Source organism: Jannaschia faecimaris, from assembly GCF_900107415.1.
GTDB classification, from domain to species: domain Bacteria; phylum Pseudomonadota; class Alphaproteobacteria; order Rhodobacterales; family Rhodobacteraceae; genus Jannaschia; species Jannaschia faecimaris.
The window spans coordinates 92,867-109,718 of record NZ_FNPX01000006.1 but is presented as its reverse complement, the minus strand read 5'-3'; the positions used below and the strand labels follow the sequence as shown (position 1 = coordinate 109,718).

The window sequence follows — 16,852 nt, the reverse complement described above, 5'->3', positions numbered from 1 at the left end:
CGAGAGGGGCTGGCCCCTCGCCCATTTCAGCCATTCAAACGTCCGGGCAGTGCATTGGCCCAGGCCGAGATCGTACCCGCCCCCAGACATACGATAATATCGCCATCGCGCGCCTGTTCGCGCACCAGACGCTCCAGGTCATCCTCGCTGGTCACGGCGCGGGCATGGCGATGGCCGGTTCGGATCAATCCCGCCACCAGATCGTCGCGGCTCGCGCCCTCGATCGGGTCCTCGCCGGCGGCATAGATATCCGCGATGCCGACAACGTCCGCATCGTTGAAACAGCCGCAGAAGTCGTCGAAAAGCGAGTGCAGTCGCGAATAGCGATGCGGCTGGTGGATCGCGATGACGCGGCCTGTATCGCCGATGGATTGCCGCGCCGCCCGCAGGACCGCAGCGATTTCAACCGGATGGTGGCCGTAGTCGTCGATGATCGGCACACCATTCCATTCGCCCACGCGAGTAAAGCGACGATTGACGCCGCCAAAGCTGGCCAGCCCTTCGCGGATCACGTCCCTCGGCACGCCCAGCTCGCGTGCGACGGCCACCGCCGACAGGGCGTTGGACACGTTGTGATCGCCGGGCATGGGCAAGCGACAGCCTTCGATAACGGCATCCTCGGCCTGAAGCTGAATGTCGAAATGAGCCACGCCGCCTTCGTAGGTCAAGTTCACGGCACGCACGTCCGCCTGCGCGTTGAAACCAAAGGTCACCACACGGCGATCGGTGATGCGGCCCACAAGTGCGCGCACCTCCGCATGGTCGGTGCAGCAGACAGCCAGTCCGTAGAACGGGATTCCCGAAACGAAATCGGTAAAGCCCTGACGCAGGTTCTCGATCGTGCCCCAGTGTTCCATATGCTCGGGGTCTATGTTGGTGACGATCGCGATCGTCGCCGGCAGGCGGTTGAAGGTGCCGTCGCTCTCGTCGGCCTCGACCACCATCCACTCTCCCTGTCCCTGCCGCGCGTTGGAGCCATAGGCGTGGATGATGCCGCCGTTGATGACAGTTGGGTCCAACTCCCCCGCGTCCAGAAGAGCGGCGACCATCGTCGTGGTCGTCGTCTTTCCATGCGTGCCCGCCACGGCGACGTTGGACTTCAGGCGCATCAGTTCGGCCAACATCTCGGCCCGGCGTACCACGGGCAAGCCGCGCGCCCGCGCTGCATCCAGCTCCGGGTTGCCCGGCTTGATCGCGGAGGAGATGACGACGACCTCGGCCGCATCCAGGTTCCCGGCCTTCTGGCCCACGAAGATCGTCGCGCCCTTGTCGGCCAGGCGATCGGTGATGGGCGTGGCCTTCAGATCGGACCCTTGCACCGTCAATCCATTGGACAAGAGTACCTCGGCAATGCCGGACATGCCGATGCCCCCGATACCGACAAAGTGGATCGGCCCCATGGCCTGGGGAAGTTTGGTCGCGTTCATATGTCTTTGCTCGCAATATATTCAGCCAGGTCCGCCAGGCGCTGCGCGGCATCGGGCACGGCCACGGACATGGCCGCGCGGTGCATCTGCAATGCACCATCCGGGTTGGTGAGGATCAGTTCGACCTGTTCGGTCAGGGTGGCCTGCGTCAGCTTGCGCTCCGGCAGCAGGATCGCCGCACCCGCATCCGACAGACCGCGGGCGTTTGCGGTCTGATGGTCGCCCGCCGCCACGGCATATGGGATAAGGATTGAAGGGCGTCCGATGACCGACAGGTCCGCCACTGTTGAGGCACCCGCCCGACAGATCACCAATTGTGCATCCGCCATGCGATTTGGGACGTCATCGAAAAACGGCCTGATTTCTGCGCTGATGCCGGCTTGTTCATAGAATTCGGTAACCCGCTCGATATCCTCGGGGCGGGCCTGTTGGGCGACCCGCAGGTGCCGACGCAGATCGTCGGGCAGTGCGGAAAGCGCGGCGGGCACCTCGTCCGACAGAATGCGCGCGCCTTGGCTGCCGCCAATTACCAGCACGGTCATCGGGTAGTCTCCGGGCGGGATGTACCCCGCCCCAGCCCGCGCCAGGATCGACGCGCGCACCGGGTTGCCTGTGTGCTGCCCCTCGACACCTTCGGGAAGCTTGGTTGGCCAAGTCCCGCAGGCAAAGGCGTCGACGCGCGTCGCGAAGATCTGGTTCACCCGCCCCAAAACACCGTTCTGTTCGTGGATAATGCGTGGCAGCTTCATCAAAACGGCCGCCGCCATGGCCGGAATGGCCGGATAGCCGCCAAATCCGGCCACGATCTGCGGCCGGTCCTTGCGGAAACCCGACATGGCGCGAAACACCCCGCCCACCAACTTCGGCAGCACGGCGATTTTCGCGCCAAGCCCGCCCCGTGCGAAGGTTGCGGCAGGAACGATATCAATCGTCACATCGTCCGGAAATCCATCCGCGTAGCGCGCGCCGCGTTCGTCGGTGGACAGCTTTACGCGCCAACCGCGTGCCAGCATTTCCTCGGCCAGGGCCTGCGCGGGGAACATGTGGCCCCCGGTGCCCCCTGCGGCGATGACGATCAGCGGCGCGGCCATTTGCAGCTCCTCAGCGGTATCCGTTCGACAGCAGGTGATCTCCGATCTCGGCCTGCGGTCGGGTCCGGGTGAAGCACAGGAGCATGCCGGTCAAGGCTCCCATCGCGATAAGCGAAGACCCGCCGTAGCTGACGAAGGGCAAGGTCATCCCCTTGGCCGGCAAAAGGCGGACCGCAACGCCAAGGTTGATGAATGCCTGACTGGCCAAGAGCACGGTCAGGCCAGTGCCTGCCAAACGAATGAATGTATCCCGCTCGCTGCACAGCCGGAACAGGCAGCGGGCGGCGATGAACCCGAACAGGGCCACGATGAAAACAACCATCACCAGTCCGTACTCTTCAGCCGCGACCGCGATGATGAAGTCGGTGTGCGCGTCTGGCAGAATCCATTTAACCCGCCCCTCGTTCACGCCGGTGCCGAAAAAGCCGCCTTCGCGGATCGCGTCGATAGCATAGCCCATCTGCGTGCGCGGATCGACGTCCGGGCTCAGGAAGCCGTCGATCCGACGGGCGAAATGTTCGGAATTGTTGTAGGCTAGGACGCCAACCAATCCCACGCAGGCGACGACGCCCGTCAGGATAAAGATGGGCGCACCGGCGACGAAGTACACGGCGGACCAAGCCACGATTGTCAGCATGGCCTGCCCGAAATCGGGCTGCAGGGCCAGGAACGCGACGATGAGGATCAGCACGGCAAAGCTGATGGTCTTGCCCGGCGGGCCGCCTGGTTCGTTCGCGGAGGCCATGAGCCAAGCGGTCATGATGATGAAGACCGGTTTCAGAAACTCCGACGGCTGAACGCTGGCGAAGCCGAGCGAATACCAACGCACCGCGCCTTTGCCGAAATCGGTGCCCAGAACCGGCAGCAGCATCACGGCGGCTGCGGCGAAGAAGAAGCCGATCACTCCGAGGCGGCGCACCATTTGCGGCGACATCATCGAGATGCCCAACATCACCGCAAAGGCCATGCTGCCGAAGATCGCCTGACGGTAGACATAGTGGAAAGGCGGCAATCCATTACGCTCGGCCAACGGGACCGACGCGGCAAAGCCGAGCAGAAGACCAACTGCGAACAGAAGGACCAGCGCACCCAGCACGCCCTTGTCGATCGTTCGCCACCAACGGGAAACGATGGCCTCGCCCGGAAGGACGACGACCGCGCCATGCGCGATTTCAGTCATGGGACCGCCTGTATCTGTTTACTGCCCGCCCGGTTTTCCGGGTCTGATGCGCAGAGTGTAGCGCAGTGATTCGAATCGCGCCAGTGCCTAGGGCCAAGACCCGTTGATTTGCTCGCGTTTGGCGCGGTCGGGTACTCCATGCCCTCCAAGACGACAGGCGCGTCTTGCGTGATCTCTTCTGACTGAAGGGCGATCAAGTGGCGCGGATTCGCCCCTTCTTTGCCGAGAACCAGGGAAGGCTGAGAGGAAAAACGGCGTGTTCTGAACGGAACTATTTTTCCTCAACCGCCATGGGTTACGCCGGCAAGATGCTCCCAGGAATGCGGCCCTCACAAGACGCTCCACAATCAACCTAACCACGGGTGTAATGAGGGTGCCTTTGACCACATGATGGCCGGGCTGGCTGCCGAACACTGCCAAGACAAGGCTGTGATGATCGACGCGATCGACCTGATAGCCCACCGAGCAGCGACCAGCACGGGCGTCAAAGAGGGGCACCTGGCCGCCTGATGGGGCGAACCGAAGGCGGTATGAACACCAAGCTGCATGCAATCTGCGATAGCCACGAACGGCCGATCAACCTGTTCGCGGCTGCCGGTCAGGTCAGCGACGCTATCGGCGCACGTGCACCGTGAAATACGACAAGCTTGGCTACGATCGCCGCAACCGTATCGAAATAATGTGCAGCAGGCTCAAGACCTGGCGACGTGTCGCAACTCGCCACGAGCACTGTCCTGAGGACTCTTTCATGGGCCCTCCTCGCCGAAACCGTCATCCATTAGCCAGGCGACCTGAGCCTAGGCGGATGCTTCGTGATCACGGACCAATTTGGAAGGCTCCCAGAGTTCTATCGGAGTGCCCTCCGGATCGTATATCCGCGCAAAACGGCCCACATCGGAATTCCAGTCGGCGTTCGTCTGAACGACGATCCCAGCCGCCTCCAGCTGTGCCGTCATGGCGTCCAGGTCGGCGACGCGGAAGTTGATCATCCATCTGTTCGCGTCCGGGAAGTAATCGGTGTTCTCGGCAAACGGTGTAGAGATCGTGGTCCCGCCGGACTGGGCCCAACCGCCATGGTGCGCCGAAATGCCCAGATGGGTCTCATATCACTCCGCCAACGCGTCCGAATTCCGAGCGCGGAAGAAGACTCCGCCTAGACCTTCAACCCTCTGCATGACGGCTCTCCCTTGGGCGTTAAGCCTATCATACTGCGTGCGGTCAGCCCAGAACGGCCGCGATCTTGGCTTTCGCGCTCTCTGCGTCTTCCCCGTAGGTGATCAGGTCAACCACCGCCCCATCGGCGTTCAATACGAAGGTCGAGGCGTAGTGGTCCATCGTGTAATCCCCTTCGCCCAAAGGCCGCTTCTGGAAATAGACGCGCCACGACTTGGCCATTTCCCAAACGTCCTCCGGGTCGCCGGTGATCCCGACGATGCGATCTGACTGCGGCTCGAGGTAGTCGCGCAAAAACTCGGGGGTATCGCGCTCTGGGTCGACAGTGACGAAATACGCACCGATCTCACCCTCGCCGACGTTCAGATCGGTCAGCCAGGTTTCCATGTCGTATATCGTTGTCGGGCAGACATCAGGGCAGTGCGTGAACCCGAAGAAAAGCAGGCTTGGACGGCCCGAAAAGGCGGCCTCGGTAATTTGCGCGCCCGTGTGGTCGACCAAGCTAAAGGGCTGTCCCAATTCGGTCGCGACGACCGAGCCGGGACTGCGGGCGTCCAGTGCCTGGCGCAGCGCGATGCCGCCGCCCAGTGCCAGAACCGCAACCCCAAGGCCCAAGAGAATCGTCTTCGTTCGGTTCATGTTCAATTCCTGTGATGCTGGTCATGCATGGCATCATGCGCGCCGTCGTGGTCGGTGTGCATGATCGCATCTTGGGCCTCGACTGCGGAACGCAACTCACCCAACGTCAGGACAGGGGCCGTCAGGGTGACTTGGCCAGCCGTCTCGAATGTCAGTGTGATCTCATGCGTCTCGCCTGCCGTCAAAGGTCGGCTCAGGCCCATGAACATCAGGTGCAGGCCACCCGGAGCCAGTTGCACGACCTGCCCCGCCGGGATTTCGATGCCGCCGTCGACCTCTGCCATGGTCATGACGCCGTCGGTCATCGTCATATCGTGCAACTGAACTTCCTGCGCGACACCGTCAGCGATAGCGGCACCGACCAATCGGTCGTCCGCGTCGCCGACGTTCACAATTGTCAGATAGCCCCCCCCGACGGGTGCATTGGGTGGTGTCGCCCGCAGCATGGGGGCTTCGATGTGCAGATCCCCATGCATAACCGGATCAGCGAAAGCGGGGCTGACGTTCATCAGGAAGGCGGCGAGGCAGGCGTGGAAAAGGCGCAAGGAATTGGCTCCGGTCAAAATACTAAACGAGCACATGGCATTCCGAAGACCCAGTTTGAAGACCCGCATCGCACCGTTTTCGCAGACGTGATGACGGGTGCGCGAATAGATGAAGGGGCCGCCTTCCTCCCAAAGGCCGCCCCTTCCTTCCCGACGCGAGATCGCGGTGCGTCAGCTTCCGTAGGCGACCGAAGGCAACCACGTCGTCAACGCGGGAAACAGGAAAACGATGGCCAGACCCAGGAGTTGCAAGATCACGAAAGGAATGATTCCGCGGTAGATGTGGGCCAACGTCACACCCGGCGGGCAGACGCCCTTGAGGTAGAAGAGCGCAAAGCCCACCGGTGGCGTCAGGAAACTGGTCTGTAGTGTCACCGCCACAAGGATCGCGAACCACACCACCGCCGGATCCTGTACCTGGTTGAAGCCCGGCACGGCCAGTTCCAGCCCCTGAATGATCGGCAGCATCAGCGGCATGATGATGATCGTGATCTCGATCCAGTCAAGCAGGAAGCCCAACAGGAACACGATAAACAGGATGAAGAGCACGATGAAGTAGGGGTTCTGAAATGCCCCCAAAACATGATCCTGCACGATCTCGTCGCCACCGTAACGACGCAGGACCAGCGCAAAGAAATTCGCCGCAAGGAAGATACCAACGATGTATCCGGCCGTGTTCATCGTCGAGCGACCGACCTCCTTGAAGACCTTCAGGCTGAGCTTGCCGTTCATCAGCGCAAGAAGAGTCGCCCCGAAGGCACCCAGACCAGACGCTTCGGTCGGCGTCGCAACGCCGGCGAAAATCGAACCCAGCACAAGAAGGATCAGGAACATTGGCGGCACCACGGCCAACAGGACTTCCTTGATGACAGGCCAACCCACCTCGTCAGTCTTCTCGGGGGCCGGCATCGCGTCGGGTTTGACGAAGCCGTAGATCACGATGAACGTGATATAGAGCCCGCCCAGGATCAGGCCGGGGAACAAGGCCCCCATGAACAGGTCACCCAGGCTGATCGCCAACTGGTCGGACATGATCACCAGCATGATCGACGGCGGGATCAGGATGCCAAGCGTCCCCGCTGATGCGATCGTGCCCGTCGCGATGGTTTTGGAGTAATTTTGGTTCATCATCGCCGGAAGCGCCATGACGCCCAGCAGTGTCACACTTGCCCCGATAACCCCTGTGGAGGCGGCCAGGATGATCCCGATCAGCAGCACCGTAAGCGACAGCCCCCCGCGCAGGCCGCCGAACAGCTTCTGCATGGCATGCATCATTCGCTGCGCAACGCCGGATTGATCCAACATCAAGCCCATGTAGATAAACATCGGCAGCGCGACGAGGACCGGGTTCTTCACGATGTTACCGAACAGGCGGCCCGACAGGACCGACAACTTCTGGTAGTCGATCCCCGTGCGGTCGAAATCGATGATGTCGCGGAAGTTGCTGCGGAACGGATCCAGGAAGATCTCAGCAAAGAGCGCAAAGATCAACGAGACGCCGACCAGCGCCATCGCAACCGGGATACCGCGGAAAAGCATCCAGATGAAAGCCAGGAACATCCCGAGCACGGCAAGTTCGTTCAGCGTCATGAGACGGCCAATGAATTCCAGAATGAACATCAGGCGGCGTCCTCGGACTTGTCGCGCAGCACGTAGGCCGCGGCGATAATAATGATCGTGACGACAAGGGCCGAAGCGATGGTGTACTTCATCTCTTCAGGGCCGATCACCAGAGTGTCGAAGAACCAGTGGCGGGAGGCCTGCCGGGCGGTCGTGCCAGGCTCGGAAGTGGCCAGCACGAGCCCGAGGGCGGCATAATAGATCGCGAGGTTCACGACAAAGGCGACTGCCGGAAAAGCGTAGAGCAGTTTGCGCCACCACAGTGGCGTCGTGATCATTGCCAGATATCGCACGTAGGCGGACCAGATCGCGAAGGCAATGAATAGGAAGCTGACGTTCATGAAGACCTTGAGTAGGTACAGGCCATGCAGGCCATTCGGACTGTCGGATCCCTCACCGGCCTTCACCGAGCTGATGGCATAATCCAGCGTCACATCCCAGCACAGAATGATGAAGGGCAAGAACAGCCAGGACAGTGCGAAGATATCGATCTTGCGCTGCTTGGCCGGCGCATAGCCGTCATAGAAGATGTCCACGCGAACGTGGGAATTGGTTGTCACCGCGTAGCCGATGCCGATCAGGACGGCAGCCCCATAGAGCCACCATTGCGCATCGTCGAGCCATGCCTGATTGTTGCCCATCCCGCGCAGGACAACCTGGCTGCAGATGGCGACCATCAGGATCGGGTAGATCCAGGAGAAGACATTGGCGACATGCACAACCGCCCGGTCACCGCCGTTGTGTTCCGCGCGATCGACCTCTCCGGGATCGGAAATGGCCACAATCGGTTCGCTGCCTGGGACAGCGACGACCTTTTCGTCCAGCTCATGTGACATGGATGCTCCCTTATCTCCGATCCGCCCCGGTCGTGTCGTGAGACCGGGCGGCAATTGCAGCCGCCCGGTTCGTCGTCAGTCAGACATCAGATCAGTTGCGCGGACGCGGCAGGTAGATCGTGTCGCCCCAGGTCTTGTAGCCTTCACGGAACTCCTGCAGGTCGGCCCAGACTTCCGCGAAATACGGGTCCTCGGCGGCCAGCTCGGCGGCAACCTCGTTCCAGGTCGACTCGAAAGTGGCGAGCATCTCATCAGGCCAGACCATGTTGGTCACGCCGTTCTCATCGACGTTGCTCTGCATGGCGGCGAAGTTAGTCGCTTCACCTTCAGCATAGTTGGTCGTGATGTTGGCGAGGCAGGCGACTTCGATCTGATTCTGGCTACGCTCGTCCAGGCCCTCCCAGACGTCCTTGTTGACCAGCAACTCGAACATCGTGGCGGGCTGGTGCCAACCGGGGAAGTAGTTGAACTTCGCAATGTTGTAGAAGCCAAGACGCGCGTCGATGCGGGGCATCGAGAACTCGGTCGCGTCGATGGCACCGCGCTCCAGTGCGGGGAAGATGTCACCGCCGGCCAGCAGGGAGGTCGAGACGCCCAGACGCTGCATCACTTCGGCACCCAGACCGAAGAAGCGCATGTTCAGACCCTCAAGGTCGGCCATGGAGTTGATCTCGTTCTTGAACCAGCCCGAAGTCTCGGGGGCGATGATGCCGCAGGGCTGAACGTGCACGTTGTAGCCGTTCTCATCATACATGCGCTGGAACATTTCCGCGCCGTCGTCATACAGCATCCAGGCTAGAAATTCACCGGCTTCGGGGCCGAACGGAACGGCGGCAAACAGTGATGCGGCCGTGATCTTACCCTGCCAGTATCCGGCGGTGGTGTAGGCGGCGTCGACCGAGCCATTCGACACAGCGTCGAGGGCTTCCAGAGTCGGGACCAACTCACCGGGATCGAAATGTTCGAACTCGACGCCTTCGGAAATGCTGTTGATCTTCTCTACGAAATCGACGCCTGCGGTACCGAGAATCGGCAGGTTCTTACCGAAGGCGGAGGTCATCTCCAGCACTTCCTGAGCGTTGGCCGCACCACTGGTGGCGATAGCCGCGGTAGTCGCGAGTGCGATAGCTTTGAGTTTCATTTGGTTATTCTCCCTTTGGACCAGATACGGCAGACGACGTTGCGCCTGTTCGACGACCCCTCCCGGGTCGTCTGGTCATAATTTCTTACCGATCCGACCAGTTTAAGACCAGACATAATTGGCAACTTTCAAGCGAGGCGGCGCAATTTTCTCTCCCGCCCCCCGAGAGCTACCCATAAGTGGGTAGTGACTTCACCGGCCCCGCCGACAAAACACAACCCCCAGTTGTATTCGACGCGAATAGCTCACGGACAAGCGGATCATGCCCCGGGATAATCAATTCGGTTCGGGAGGCCAGACGCCGCAAGGTCGCGAATCCGTCCAGCATTTCGCCCACGTCGGCAACAATGGGAAAAGGCTTCTCGGCCAGGACGTTTTCGTAGAAATGCGTGGCGTCGGACGCCAGACAAAGCCATCCCGCCTGCGTACGGACCCGGACGGCCTGCAATCCCTTGGAATGGCCGCCGATACGGTGGACGGTGACGCCCTCGGCCACTTCCGCATCGCCGTCGGCGAAGGTGACCCGCCCGGAGTAAAGCCGCTTGACCGCCTCGCAGATATGCTCGCCCGTGAACGGCATCCGCAGCGTTGGATGGCACATGCATGGTCCGGTGGCATAGGCCATCTCCCGGCTCTGCATGTGCAGTGTTGCGTTGGGGAACAGATGCAGCCCGCCCGCATGATCGTAGTGCAGGTGCGTGACGATCACGATGCTGATGTCCTCGGCGCTTAGACCATAGGGTTTAAGCGCCTCTCGCGGGTCCAGAAGGATGGGGCGATCGCGACGATCTCCCTCCTCGCTGTCATATCCGGTGTCGACAAGAATGACCTCCCCGCCCCGGCGCAGCAGCCACATGAAATAGTCCATCGGATGCGGCGCATTGTGGTCGTCGTCGAAGATGAAGCTGTCACCCCGAACCCGCGCATTGCGGTCGGCGTAGCGGATCGCGATGACCTCCCATTCTGACACGTCAGCCCTCGACAACGGCGTAGGTCTTCACGGCCTTGTCCGCGATCATCGGGGCGGTCAGCGCATCGAACGCCTTGTAGTGGGGGGTTTCCCTGTGCGCGGCAAAGCCGGCCTCGTCGTCGTAAAGCTCATAGAGAAACACTTCGTCCGGTCGGGCAGGATCAGTGGCCACGTCGAACCGGTTGCATGCCGGCTCTCCCAGCGACGCGCGCGCGTTGTCCATCATCGCGGGCTTGAATTCGGCCATGCGCTCCGGCGCGACCTGGATGGTGACGACGACGGCGAACATGCTTCCCCTCCCAAGGATTGCTTCTTATTGCTACTGTCAACAAACGCGGAGAATATCAAAATGTCCAAGACTTTCGAAATTGCCGTATTCCACGGAGACGGCATCGGACCCGAGATCATGGCCCCGACCCTGGACATTCTGCGCGGCATTTCCCCGGACTACGATTTTAACTTTGTCGACTGCCCGGCGGGCGCGGCCAGCTACCTCGACGTGGGTTCCGACCTGCCCGAAACCTCGCTTGCCGCGGCTCGCAAGGCCGACGCCATCCTTCTCAGCGCCCTGGGTGACCCCGCCGTGCGCTACCCAGATGGCACCGAAATGACGCCGCAGATCGATATCCGCATCGCGCTGGACCTTTACGCCGGCGTCCGGCCCGTCCGTATCGTACCGGGCATGAAAACACCCCTGAATCTTCCCGAGGGTAAGACCGTCGATTTCGTTCTGATACGGGAGTCGACGGAGGGACTGTTCCACACCCAAGGCAAGGGCCACGTCGAGGCCGACATGGCCGAGGAAACCCTGCGTCTGACGCGGCGAACCACGACCAAGGTCTGCGATTTCACCTTCCGCCTGGCACAAGACCGCAAGGCGCAGGGCCACAGGGGACGCGTGACCTCCGTGGACAAGGCCAACGTCTTTCGTGCCTTCGCCTTCTGGCGCGAGATCTTTGACGACGTAGCGCGGGACTACCCGGACCTGACCGCAGATCACGCATATGTCGACGCGATGGCACTGTGGTTCGTGCTGAAACCCTGGGACTGGGACGTGATGGTGACCGAGAACATGTTTGGCGACATCCTATCGGACCTGGGCGCGGGCCTGATGGGGGGGCTGGGCATGGCACCGTCTGCCGATATCGGTGACGACCACGCTGTGTTCCAGCCCTGCCATGGGTCCGCGCCGGACATTGCCGGCAAGGGCGTCGCCAACCCTTTTGCTATGATCCTGTCGGCGGGTATGATGCTGGATTGGCTAGGCCGCCGCCACGGAGTGCCCGCGATGATCGCGGACGCGATGCGTATCCAAGCCGCCGTTGACGCCTGTCTTGCCGCAGGCGAAGTTACGGGCGACCTGGGCGGGTCGCTGGATTGCAGGGGTGCCGGGGCCGCCGTGATGGCGCGCCTATGACCCTTCGAGTTGGCCTGCTCGGGCTGGGATACTTCGCCCAGTTCCACCGCCGCGCGTGGGAACGGATCGACGGCGCGACCCTTGCCGCGACCTGCGATGCGGACCCGAGCAAGGACGCGGACCATCTGACGGTCATCGACCTGCTGGCCACGGGCCCGTTTGACATCCTGGACATCGCGGGCCCACCGCCGATGCACGCCGGAACCATCCGCGCCGCCCTGCCCCACTCCCCGCGTGTGATCATCTGCCAAAAGCCGTTCTGCACGTCCCTAGAAGAAGCGGAGGCCGTCACAGCCGACGCCGAAGCCGCTGGCGTCACCCTCATCATCCATGAAAACTTCCGTTTCCAGCCCTGGTTCCGCGCCATGAAGGCGGCACTGGACGCCGGGCGGATCGGCACGCCGTACAACCTGACATTTCGCATGCGTACAGGCGACGGACAGGGACCGGACGCATATCTCGCACGGCAACCGTATTTCCAGACGATGCCTCGCCTCCTAATCCACGAGACGGGCGTGCACTACATTGACACGTTCCGCTTTCTGCTGGGCGTTCCCGACGGCGTCTACGCCGACCTGCGCCGCCTGAACCCCGTTATACGCGGGGAAGACGCGGGCCACCTGATCTTCGACTACGGCGGTGGTACCCGCGCCGTATATGACGGCAACCGCCTGCTGGATTTCGACACCGACGACACCCGTCGTACCTTCGGCGAAGCGCTGCTTGAGGGCGAGACCGGCACGATCACGCTGATCGGCGACGGATCTGTTACGCTGCGCCCCTCCGGGTCGCGCGCAGTCGAGAAGCTGCTGGCCCCGCGGGACTGGCCCGATTTCGCCGGGGACTGTGTGCATGCGCTGCAATCACATGTGGTCGAGGCAGTGGCCGGCAAACGCCGTTTCGAAAACGAGGCGCGTGACTACCTGACCGTGATGCGCCTGACCGAATTGGCCTATGCCAGCGACGCCGCCAAGGCCCGCTTGCCGGTCGACTTCGGCTGAGCCTTTGGAAAAAAGGGCAGTGATCGCAGCATTTACGCGATCTTCAGGACCGGCGCGTACAACCGCTATATTGGGGTAAAAAGCTCCGGTTCAAATGTGGCCCGTATGCCGGACCGCGAAGCTCTGAAAGGGCGGAATATGAAGTCTATCGTCTCCTGGCCTCACAGGCGGACGCATGTCGCGTTCATGGTGCTGGTTTTATCCGCAGTTGTCGGACTGGCCCCGGTGGACGCGGACGACACCCTTACGAAACTGGCGTACAAGAGTGTCGACGAAAGCCCTTCTTGTGCGATGGGGCCACCGCAGCCCGGGCATGTAGCCTGTTTGAAGAACGTTCAGGCTGACGCACCCTCTGCCGCATTCCTGATCGCGGCGATGTTCACACCGTAGGGGGTCGGATTCGACACCGATCCGCCCTTGAAGACGGCCGATCCCGCAACAAGAGCATCCGCGCCTGCCGCGGCAACCAGCGGGGCTGTCACGGGGTCGCAGCCGCCGTCGATCTCGATATGCACCGGACGGTCGCCGATGGCCGCGCGCACTGCACGGATCTTGTCCAGTTGGGTGTGGATGAACTTCTGACCGCCGAAACCGGGGTTCACGCACATCACGAGGACCAGGTCCACGTCATCCAGCAGCGGCAAAGCCGCCTCGACCGGTGTGCCGGGATTCAGAGCCAAACCAGCTTTGGCCCCCGCGCCCCGGATGGCCTGAAGTGTCCGGTGAATATGCGGCCCGGCCTCGACATGCGCGGTGATGATGTCAGCACCGGCCTGAGCGAAGCCGTCGATATACTGGTCGACGGGCGCGATCATCAGGTGCACGTCCATCACCCCCTTGATATGGGGCCGGATTGCGGCGCAGGTCGACGGCCCGAAGGTGATGTTCGGCACGAAATGGCCGTCCATCACGTCTACGTGGATCCAATCGGCACCCTGTGCCTCCACCGCTGCGCATTCCGCGCCGAAGTTGGCGAAATCCGCGGCCAAGATTGAAGGCGCGATCTTGATGGAACGGTCGAAAGTATCGGACATCGAATTCTCCCCGGTCGATTGCGATCGGCGTTACACCGCGCCGCCGGGCGCGTGAACCCCTACATCGGTGATCACGTAAGGCAATTGGAAGTCGGTCGGCTCTTGCGGGATGGAGTCGATGCGTTGCGCCTCCAGGGCGAAACCGACGACAAGTGCTTCGCGCAAGCCTGCCAAGGTCCGGTCATAAAAGCCGCCACCATAGCCCAGCCGCCCCCCCTGCGGATCGAACCCGAGCAGCGGGACGATTACGACATCCGGCACCCGCCAGCCCCCTTCCGTCGGGACGGAGACACCGAAATCACCCGTTTCCAAAGGGCATCCGGGCCACCATTCGCGGAACCGAAGCGGTGCGCCGCGTGCGGTGACCACCGGAACACAAACTCGGTTGTCTTTCGCCAAGGATCGCATCGCGCCCCTGGGGTCGACCTCGGATCCGATCGGCAGGAAGCCCGCGATCGTCCGCCCGCGCAAACCCATCAGCCGTGCATAAAGCCGCGTCGCAGCCATGGCCCGACGCTCGGCCGGGACATCGTCGCGAAACGCAATGCAGCGCTTGCGCAATTGCGCCTTGAGCGCCGTGAGATTAGCGTCATCTCCCATGACAACCTTTGACCACTTCGCCATCGCCGCCGCAACGCTGGAAGAGGGCTGCGCCCATGTCTCCGGCCATTTGGGTCACGAAATGGGCCCCGGCGGCAAACATGCGCTGATGTCGACGCACAACCGTCTGTCGGGCCTGGCTGCTGGCGAATATTTCGAGGTGATCGCCGTCGACCCGGCCGCCCCCGGCCCCGACCGCCCGCGTTGGTTCAACCTGGATCGGCGCGCCGGACCGCCGCGTATAGGCAATTGGATTGCACGCTGCGACGATCTGGACGCGCTGATCGCGCGTTTCCCGGGGGCCGGACGCCCCTTGCAGTTCGAGCGAGGGGAATTCCGCTGGCGAATGGCCGTGCCGGATGACGGCATCCTGCCCTTCGACGGGTGCTTTCCTGCACTGCTGCAATGGGACACCCCCGCGCCGACCTTCCCGGACAGCGGGTTGCGCCTTGCAGAGCTGACATTGACGCATCCGGACGCTGCGGACCTGGCCAACGTAATCGCCGAGCTGATCGACGATTCGCGCATCGCCGTGGGCACCGGGCCGCAGCGGATCACCGCCCGGATCGACACACCCTACGGCCCACGCGAGATCCCATGATCGCCCCAGACCTGACCGCGTTTGAACGGATTGCCAAAGACGCGCGTGCGGCTTTTCCTGCCCCGTTCGCCGGTTTGGCCGCCGAGGTGCGGATCGTCGTGGATGACTGGCCCGACGACGCCCTGCTGGCTGAAATGCAGATCGAATCGGCCTATGATCTGACGGGTCTTTACGATGGGATCGCCCTGACCGAGCGAGATCCCTCCCAACCGGAGCCGCCATCTACGGTCTACCTGTTCCGCCGCCCGATTCTGGACGAATGGGCCGACCGGGGCGATATTTCCATCGCCGCACTCATCGCACATGTCACGGTGCACGAATTTGCGCACCACTTCGGCTGGTCGGACGACGACATCGCCCGCATCGACGAATGGTGGACCTGAGCCAAAGAAAAACGGGGCCCCGCAAGGAACCCCGTTTCGAACTCATCAGTCGCTGGTGATCAGGCTGCGGCCGAGGGCCGGGCCGAGAGGACTTCATCGACGGCCTTCAGCGCGCCATCTTCGTCCAAGTCCTTGTTTACTGCGGCCAATTCACGGGTCAGTCGATCCAGGGCCGCTTCGTAAAGCTGACGCTCGGAGTAGGATTGCTCACGCTGTTCGTCGTTGCGGTGCAGGTCGCGCACCACTTCGGCGATGGCGATCAGGTCGCCGGAGTTGATCTTGGCTTCGTACTCCTGCGCACGGCGGGACCACATCGCACGCTTCACGCGCGCTTTTCCTTTCAGGGTCGTCATCGCCTTCTCGACAACGTCGGGCGACGACAGCGAGCGCATGCCAACGTCGGTGGCCTTGTTAGTCGGAACACGCAGGGTCATCTTGTCCTTAACGAAGTTGATGACGAACAGCTCCAGCTCAAGACCCGCAACCTCCTGCTTTTCGATGTTGACGATCTGTCCCACACCGTGGGCAGGATAGACGACGAAATCGTTGGGGCGGAATTCGGGCTTCTTGGACATGGGCATCCTTTCGATGTCTCGGGTGCGCGTCGGCCGGTCGGGCCGCACCAAACAAAGACCACGGGATTTTCCCGTCGCCTGTTTTCACGCGCTTCTATTCAGGACCGGTCGGGGCAGCAGAAGTACCGTCCGTATGGCCGTCGTGTGGCAGTGAACGGGGATATAAGTTCCCGCAATACAGACACCATACCACAAAAACGGCCCCCCTGAAAGAGACATGGAGACTGACCCATCTGTCACGTCGTCCAGGCCTGCGTCAGCCGCCCTCGCCCGGGGCTTCGGAAAACAGGTCCATCTTGCCCTCTTTCCCATCCATTTCCTCGGCGTTCGGAAGCGGATCCTTCTTGGAGATGATCACCGGCCAAAGTTCCGAATACTTTCGATTGAACTCAACCCACTTCTCCATGTCCGGCTCGGTGTCAGGACGGATTGCGTCGGCAGGGCATTCCGGTTCGCAGACACCACAGTCGATGCATTCGTCGGGATGAATGACCAACATGTTCTCGCCCTCGTAAAAGCAATCCACGGGGCAGACTTCGACGCAGTCGGTATATTTGCATGCGATGCAAGCGTCGTTAACAATATAGGTCATTTGTAAGGGTCCTTGGTCTGCGTCGCA

Annotated in this window: 19 protein-coding genes and 1 pseudogene; 5 read left to right on the top strand and 15 right to left on the bottom strand. The window is 61.9% G+C overall.

The genetic code is table 11. The features are described from left to right. Positions 1-26: 26 nt before the first annotated feature. Genes murC through BLV27_RS09005 form a run of 3 tightly spaced genes read right to left on the bottom strand, consistent with a single transcriptional unit; the run spans position 27 to position 3,698 of the window. Entirely contained in the window at positions 27-1,427 is a 1,401-nt protein-coding gene (gene murC / locus BLV27_RS09015; protein WP_092645100.1) for a UDP-N-acetylmuramate--L-alanine ligase, read from the bottom strand. Further along, positions 1,424-2,518: an undecaprenyldiphospho-muramoylpentapeptide beta-N-acetylglucosaminyltransferase gene (gene murG, locus BLV27_RS09010; protein WP_092645098.1), complete on the bottom strand. Its 1,095-nt coding sequence runs from the start codon at positions 2,516-2,518 to the stop codon at positions 1,424-1,426. The genes murC and murG overlap by 4 nt, the downstream gene beginning before the upstream one ends. A gap of 10 nt (positions 2,519-2,528) precedes the next feature. After that, entirely contained in the window at positions 2,529-3,698 is a 1,170-nt protein-coding gene (locus tag BLV27_RS09005; protein ID WP_092645096.1) for an FtsW/RodA/SpoVE family cell cycle protein, read from the bottom strand. A 182-nt stretch (positions 3,699-3,880) separates the two neighbouring features. On the opposite strand from BLV27_RS09005, the pseudogene BLV27_RS09000 reads away from it, so the two are divergent. Beyond that, positions 3,881-4,437 (top strand): annotated as a pseudogene (locus tag BLV27_RS09000) (transposase family protein); the annotation flags it as partial. Positions 4,438-4,495: 58 nt separating this feature from the next. Here the strand turns inward: BLV27_RS09000 and BLV27_RS20100 are convergent. From BLV27_RS20100 to BLV27_RS08960, 8 genes are all read right to left on the bottom strand, one after another. Continuing rightward, entirely contained in the window at positions 4,496-4,687 is a 192-nt protein-coding gene (locus BLV27_RS20100; protein WP_342024373.1) for a VOC family protein, read from the bottom strand. Between the two features lie 229 nt (positions 4,688-4,916). Further along, on the bottom strand, positions 4,917-5,510 hold the full coding sequence (locus BLV27_RS08990) for an SCO family protein (RefSeq protein WP_092645094.1): 594 nt from the start codon (positions 5,508-5,510) through the stop codon (positions 4,917-4,919). A gap of 2 nt (positions 5,511-5,512) precedes the next feature. Then, positions 5,513-6,055 (bottom strand): copper chaperone PCu(A)C, encoded by a 543-nt coding sequence (locus BLV27_RS08985; RefSeq protein ID WP_170831396.1) that lies wholly within the window; start codon positions 6,053-6,055, stop codon positions 5,513-5,515. A gap of 171 nt (positions 6,056-6,226) precedes the next feature. Continuing rightward, the gene (locus BLV27_RS08980; RefSeq protein WP_092645090.1) at positions 6,227-7,675 is read right to left on the bottom strand and encodes a TRAP transporter large permease; all 1,449 of its coding nucleotides are present in this window, start codon (positions 7,673-7,675) and stop codon (positions 6,227-6,229) included. After that, complete coding sequence (locus tag BLV27_RS08975) at positions 7,675-8,511, bottom strand: TRAP transporter small permease subunit (RefSeq protein WP_092645088.1); 837 nt, start codon at positions 8,509-8,511, stop codon at positions 7,675-7,677. The genes BLV27_RS08980 and BLV27_RS08975 overlap by 1 nt, the downstream gene beginning before the upstream one ends. Positions 8,512-8,602: 91 nt before the next feature. Beyond that, positions 8,603-9,652 (bottom strand): TRAP transporter substrate-binding protein, encoded by a 1,050-nt coding sequence (locus tag BLV27_RS08970; protein WP_092645086.1) that lies wholly within the window; start codon positions 9,650-9,652, stop codon positions 8,603-8,605. A 169-nt stretch (positions 9,653-9,821) separates the two neighbouring features. Beyond that, positions 9,822-10,622: an N-acyl homoserine lactonase family protein gene (locus tag BLV27_RS08965; protein ID WP_092645084.1), complete on the bottom strand. Its 801-nt coding sequence runs from the start codon at positions 10,620-10,622 to the stop codon at positions 9,822-9,824. Between the two features lies 1 nt (position 10,623). Then, on the bottom strand, positions 10,624-10,911 hold the full coding sequence (locus tag BLV27_RS08960; RefSeq protein ID WP_092645082.1) for a putative quinol monooxygenase: 288 nt from the start codon (positions 10,909-10,911) through the stop codon (positions 10,624-10,626). 60 nt (positions 10,912-10,971) lie between these two features. Here BLV27_RS08960 and BLV27_RS08955 point away from each other — a divergent pair, with 60 nt between their 5' ends. Continuing rightward, a complete protein-coding gene (locus tag BLV27_RS08955) occupies positions 10,972-12,039 on the top strand; it encodes an isocitrate/isopropylmalate dehydrogenase family protein (RefSeq protein ID WP_092645080.1) in 1,068 nt (355 codons plus the stop codon). Continuing rightward, entirely contained in the window at positions 12,036-13,040 is a 1,005-nt protein-coding gene (locus tag BLV27_RS08950; protein ID WP_092645078.1) for a Gfo/Idh/MocA family protein, read from the top strand. Before BLV27_RS08955 ends, BLV27_RS08950 begins: the two co-directional genes overlap by 4 nt. Before the next feature lie 335 nt (positions 13,041-13,375). Here the strand turns inward: BLV27_RS08950 and rpe are convergent, their stop codons facing one another. Then, positions 13,376-14,074, bottom strand: a complete 699-nt coding sequence (gene rpe / locus BLV27_RS08945; protein ID WP_092645076.1) for a ribulose-phosphate 3-epimerase — start codon at positions 14,072-14,074, stop codon at positions 13,376-13,378. 30 nt (positions 14,075-14,104) lie between these two features. Further along, positions 14,105-14,674, bottom strand: coding sequence for a 5-formyltetrahydrofolate cyclo-ligase (locus BLV27_RS08940; RefSeq protein WP_092645074.1), 570 nt, complete (start codon positions 14,672-14,674; stop codon positions 14,105-14,107). On the opposite strand from BLV27_RS08940, the gene BLV27_RS08935 reads away from it, so the two are divergent. Together BLV27_RS08935 and BLV27_RS08930 are read left to right on the top strand one after the other, a co-directional pair. Then, positions 14,673-15,275, top strand: a complete 603-nt coding sequence (locus tag BLV27_RS08935; protein WP_092645072.1) for a VOC family protein — start codon at positions 14,673-14,675, stop codon at positions 15,273-15,275. The genes BLV27_RS08940 and BLV27_RS08935 overlap by 2 nt on opposite strands. Continuing rightward, positions 15,272-15,658, top strand: a complete 387-nt coding sequence (locus BLV27_RS08930; RefSeq protein WP_092645070.1) for a metallopeptidase family protein — start codon at positions 15,272-15,274, stop codon at positions 15,656-15,658. The genes BLV27_RS08935 and BLV27_RS08930 overlap by 4 nt, the downstream gene beginning before the upstream one ends. A 59-nt stretch (positions 15,659-15,717) precedes the next feature. Here the strand turns inward: BLV27_RS08930 and BLV27_RS08925 are convergent, their stop codons facing one another. Beyond that, positions 15,718-16,239: a CarD family transcriptional regulator gene (locus tag BLV27_RS08925; RefSeq protein ID WP_092645281.1), complete on the bottom strand. Its 522-nt coding sequence runs from the start codon at positions 16,237-16,239 to the stop codon at positions 15,718-15,720. Positions 16,240-16,489: 250 nt separating this feature from the next. After that, on the bottom strand, positions 16,490-16,825 hold the full coding sequence (gene fdxA, locus BLV27_RS08920) for a ferredoxin FdxA (protein ID WP_092645068.1): 336 nt from the start codon (positions 16,823-16,825) through the stop codon (positions 16,490-16,492). Positions 16,826-16,852: the final 27 nt, after the last annotated feature.